At 69.4% G+C, this 4725-nt stretch carries 4 protein-coding genes and 1 tRNA gene; 3 read left to right on the top strand and 2 right to left on the bottom strand.

Annotation, left to right across the window (positions count from 1 at the left end; translation table 11 throughout):
• From ACT4N8_RS16185 to ACT4N8_RS16175, 3 genes are all read left to right on the top strand, one after another.
• A partial coding sequence (locus tag ACT4N8_RS16185; protein WP_444859140.1) for an FAD-dependent oxidoreductase occupies positions 1 to 1102 on the top strand: 1102 nt, incomplete at its 5' end.
• Between the two features lie 66 nt (positions 1103 to 1168).
• Positions 1169 to 2350 (top strand): TIR domain-containing protein, encoded by a 1182-nt coding sequence (locus ACT4N8_RS16180; protein ID WP_444859139.1) that lies wholly within the window; start codon positions 1169 to 1171, stop codon positions 2348 to 2350.
• A 96-nt stretch (positions 2351 to 2446) separates the two neighbouring features.
• A tRNA-Pro gene (locus tag ACT4N8_RS16175) sits at positions 2447 to 2523 on the top strand.
• A gap of 262 nt (positions 2524 to 2785) precedes the next feature.
• On the opposite strand, the gene ACT4N8_RS16170 is transcribed toward ACT4N8_RS16175, so the two are convergent.
• Together ACT4N8_RS16170 and ACT4N8_RS16165 are read right to left on the bottom strand one after the other, a co-directional pair.
• Positions 2786 to 4267 (bottom strand): AMP-binding protein, encoded by a 1482-nt coding sequence (locus tag ACT4N8_RS16170; protein WP_444859138.1) that lies wholly within the window; start codon positions 4265 to 4267, stop codon positions 2786 to 2788.
• Positions 4264 to 4596 carry a hypothetical protein gene (locus ACT4N8_RS16165; RefSeq protein ID WP_444859137.1) on the bottom strand — a complete coding sequence of 111 codons (333 nt, stop codon included), beginning with the start codon at positions 4594 to 4596 and terminating at the stop codon, positions 4264 to 4266. Before ACT4N8_RS16165 ends, ACT4N8_RS16170 begins: the two co-directional genes overlap by 4 nt.
• Positions 4597 to 4725: the final 129 nt, after the last annotated feature.

Raw genomic sequence — 4725 nt, 5'->3', positions numbered from 1 at the left:
TGTCCGCTTCGTCGGCAACGTGCTGGTCGGGCGCGACGTCTCGATTGACGAGCTGCGCGGCCTCTACGACGCGGTCATATTGGCGACCGGCGCGCCCAACGACCGGCCGCTCGACATCCCGGGCGCGAACCTGCCCGGCGTGGTCGGCTCCGCCGCCTTCGTCGGCTGGTATAACGGTCATCCGGACTTCGCCGAGCTCGCTCCGCCGCTCGACGCGACGGCGGCGGCGGTGATCGGCAACGGCAATGTCGCGCTCGACGTCGCCCGCATCCTCGCCAAGACTCCGGCGGAGTTCACCGGCTCGGACATCGTCGCCCACGCCTTCGAAGCGCTCGGCAATTCGGCGATCCGCACCATCCACGTGCTCGGCCGCCGCGGCCCGCATCAGATCGCGATGACGCCCAAGGAGTTGGGCGAGCTCGGCCATCTCGAGGACGCGGTGCCGGAAGTCGATCTCGGCGATTTCCCGCCCGCGCTCGACGACGCCCTGCTCGAGCCGGGCCTGCGCAAATCGGTCACCCATCTGCGCGATTTCGCCGGCCTGCCCAAGACAAAGCGCAAGCTGATCGTCTTCGATTTCTTCGCCAAGCCCGTCGCGGTGGAGGGCGACGGCAAGGTCGAGCGGCTGATCGTCGAGCGGACCAGGCTCGACGAGCGCCAGGCGGCTGTCGGCACGGGCGAAACCTATGCCATTCCCTGCGGCCTCGTCGTCACCTGCATCGGCTACAAGACGCCGCCGCTCGAGGGCGTGCCCTATGAGGAGGATCGCGGCCGCTTCGCCAACAGCGAGGGGGTGATCGGGGGCGGCCTTTATTGCGTCGGCTGGGCGCGGCGCGGGCCGACCGGCACAATCGGAACGAACCGGCCGGACGGCTATGAGGTCGCGGAGAAGATTGCGGCCGACATCGGGGCTGGCACCGGCAAGGAAGGGCGGCCGGGGCTCGACCGGCTGCTCGAGGCGCGGGGCGTCGACGTATGCACGTTCCGCGATTGGCAAAAGATCGAAGAGGCCGAAGCGGCGCGGGCGCGCGAGGGCAATCCGCGCGAAAAGTTCGTCGCCATCGCCGACATGCTGGGCGCGCGCGGGTCCGGGGCGCCGTAGTGCGGCATTGCCAAGCGCCGGGTCGAACCTATAGCGTCGCGCCATCGGGAGCTTAGCGGGGGATCGATGAGCCACGTCTTCGTCAGCCACGGATCGGAGGACCGGATCCAGGCCAACGAGCTCGCCGCCTTCATCGAGGGCAAGGGCGTCAAGGCGTGGATCGCGCCGAGGGACGTGCGCCCGGGGCAGGATTATTCCGAGCAGCTCCAGGAAGCGATCGAGACGTGCAGCTCGTTCGTCGTGCTGGTCACTGACAAGGCGAACAAATCGCCCTACGTGCGCGCCGAGACCGAGATGGCGTTCAGCACGTCCAAGCCGATCTTTCCGGTGCGGATGAGCGACATCAAGCCCGCCGCCGGCCTCGCCTTCTTCCTCAAGATCCGCCACTGGACCGACGCCTTCGGGGACGAGCGGGACGACAGCATGGCCCGGCTCGCGCGCGAGCTGCAGACCTTTGCCGGCGTGCCCGTGGACGAGGCGCCCCGGGCGGCGACCACGCCGCCATCCGCCGCGCCGGTGCCGCCCCCACCACCGCCACCGGATCCCGTGCCGCCGCCCCCGCCGCCCGCGCCCGTGCCACCGCCACCGCCGCCGCCTCCGCCTCCGCCCCCTCCCGCGGACGAGGATCTTTTGCGCGCCGCGATTGGCCCGAATGCCGATTATTATCTCGACCGCTGGGCGCGGATGGACGCGAAGAATTCGATCGTGAGCTGGAATTGGCCCGCTTGCCTCTTGAACCTGCTCTGGTTCGCCTATCGCAAGATGTGGCCGGCGATGATCGGGTTGCTCGTGCTGTGGCTGGCGATCGTCCTGCTCGGGCTCGCCAATCCGGCGCTTGGCATGGTGCTGAACTTCGTCGGCATCGGCGTCACCTTCGTCACCGGCACCTTCGGCAACCGGCTTTACCGCAAGCACGTCGATCAGCTGATCGAGAGCACGGCGGGGCTCGAGCGGCCGGCCCGGATCGAGGCGCTGACCGGCCGCGGCGGCGTGTCGAGGGCGGCGGTGTTCGTGATCGTCGGGATCGTCGCCCTGGTCACGTTGCTGCTAGTGCTCGCCGCGATCGCGCAGATGCGCCGCCAGCAACAGGCGGCTCCGACCCCGCCGCCCGCGCTGCCGGAGCAGAACCAAGTGGTCGGGCCAGGCGGCAAGCCGCCCGTCGATCCGAACGATCCCAGCTTCCAGCAGGACGAAGGCCAGCAGGAGATTCTGGAGCAGCCGCCCGAGACCCCACCCGAGGGCTTCTGACGGCGGCGGGCCGGTGCGCTCCGCGCTTGAACTCGCTCGATCCCGTCCCTATAGACGCCCGGCCCCGCGGGCCCACATGAGGCCCCGCGTATCGGTCGGGGAGTAGCTCAGCCGGGGAGAGCACTGTCTTCGGGAGGCAGGGGCCGGAGGTTCGAATCCTCTCTCCCCGACCAAGATCGCGCATCAGAAGGCGGTCCGGGGGACCGCCTTCGCGCGATCATCCGCCGGATGGCGAGAAAAGCTGGCTGCTGCTTATTGCCTAGGCGGCGATCCCTCCGCCAAGTAATACGACACCGTAAAACCCGCATATCGTAATGAAGCGGGTATCAATTCGCGCGCGCTAGAGCCGTCCTCGCCGGTGAAATTCTGGTCCCACCCGGCGGTGGCGGCGGGCTCCTGTCCCAAACAGTTTCGGGCCCGCCGCCCATTCCTCTCTTATATCAGCAGATGCTTCTGGATCTTCCCGGCCGAGGTGCGCGGGAACTCGGCGACGAACTCGAAGCTCGCCGGCACCTTGTAGGCGGCGAGCCGGGCGCGGCAGAAGGCGTCCAGCTCCGCGCAATCCGGGCGGCGGTCCGGAGCGAGCTGGACGAAGGCGCGGCCGACCTCGCCCCATTTCGGGTCCGGTCGGCTCAGCACCGCGACGTCGACCACCGCAGGATGGGCCGCAAGTACGTTCTCGACCTCGACCGGATAAACATTTTCTCCCCCGGAGATGAACATCTCCTTCCGCCGCCCGGTGATCCAGTAGAAGCCGTCTGTGTCGCGGCGGGCGAGGTCGCCCGATCTCAGCCAGCCGTCCGGGGTGAAGGCTGCGCGGGTCGCCTCCTCGTTGCGCCAATAGCCGGGGGTCACCCCCGGGCCGGCGAACTGGAGGTCGCCGACGGCCCCGTCCGCCACCTCGCGGCCGTCGCCGTCCACGATCCGCGCGCTGCACAGCAATTGCGGCTTGCCGACCGATCCGATCCGATCCCAGGCGTCGGCCGGATCGACCAGGAAGGCGGTCGGCCCGGTCTCGGTCATGCCCATGCCGTTGCAGACGCGGACGCCGAGCGCGCGGTAGCGTTCGACCAATATGTCGGGGAGCGGCGCGCCGCCGCAGCCCCAGTGGCGGACTCGGGCAAGGGGAAGCGCGGCGAAATCGGGATGATCGAGCAGCGCCTGATAGACGGTCGGCACGGCGAAGAACGTGTCGAGGCGCCCGGCCGCGAGCAGGGCGACGATGGCATCGGCGTCGAAGCTCTCGAGGACGATCACGCGGCCGCCGGCGATCAGCACGGGCAGGGCATGGAGATTGATCCCGGCGGTGTGGAAATTGGGCAGAAAGGTCACTGTCGTGTCTGAGCCGCGAAGCCCGGTCGCCGAACCGATGTTGACGTAGTTCGCGAGCGCCATCCGGTAGGTGTAGACCACGCCTTTGGGCCGACCGGTCGTGCCCGAGGTGTAGATCAGATACCAGGTCGTCTCCGCCGGCCAGCGCCGCCGCGTTTGCGCGGGCGCCGCCGCCGCGAGGAGCGGTTCATAGGCTTCGTCCAGGCAGATCGCCGGGATCGCGGCGGCGAGCCGTGCAACGGTCTCCGCGTCGCCGGCGCCGTGGAAGAGCAAGGCGGGCGCGCAATCGGCGATCAGGCCGTCCAGCTCGCCCGGCGGCATCCGCCAGTTCAGCGGCACGAAGACCGCGCCGAGCCGGGCGCAGCCGAAGAGCAGCTCGAAAAACTCGATCCGGTTGCGGCAGAGGATCGCGACGCGGTCCCCGATCTCGACGCCGCGCGCCGCCAGCAGCGCCGCCGCGGCCTCCGCCCGGGCATCGAACTCGGCATAGCTCCGCGTCCGGCCGGTCGCCGCTTCTTCCAGCGCCACGGCGTTCGGGTTCAGCTCGGCGCGCTTGGCGACCAGATCGGGAAGGTCGCCGATCATGGCGTCCGTTTCCTGAGCCCCTCCGAGACCAGGTCAATCGCCTGATCGGCGACCTCACGGGGCGTCAAATCCTTGTCCCAGACGGCGTAGCGCATGCCGAGGAAGACGCTCATCCCGATCAGCGCCCAGGCGCGCAGCTCGTCCGGGCCCTCGACGATCTCGCCGCGCGCGGCGGCGGCGGCGAGGCCCTGGCGATAGCCTTCGACGAACGAGCGGTAATGGTCGCGATAGCCGTCTTCGGCGACGAACTGCGCCTCCTCGACGATCCGGTAGAGCTCGGGATGCTCGCGGGTGAAGGCGATGAAGGCGGCGAGGCCGAGCTGGTTCATGCGGCGCCTCCCGGACGGGAAACTGCCCCGACATTCAGCTGTGCGCAATCCTCGCTCGCCGGGCGAGAAGCAGGGTCCGGTCCAGCGAGGAAGGCGGCGCGCAGGGCTTCGTCCAGGCGGCGGAGTGTC

This window comes from Sphingosinicella sp. (assembly GCF_052387495.1).
GTDB lineage: Bacteria > Pseudomonadota > Alphaproteobacteria > Sphingomonadales > Sphingomonadaceae > Allosphingosinicella.
This window is presented reverse-complemented; position numbering and strand designations above follow the sequence as displayed.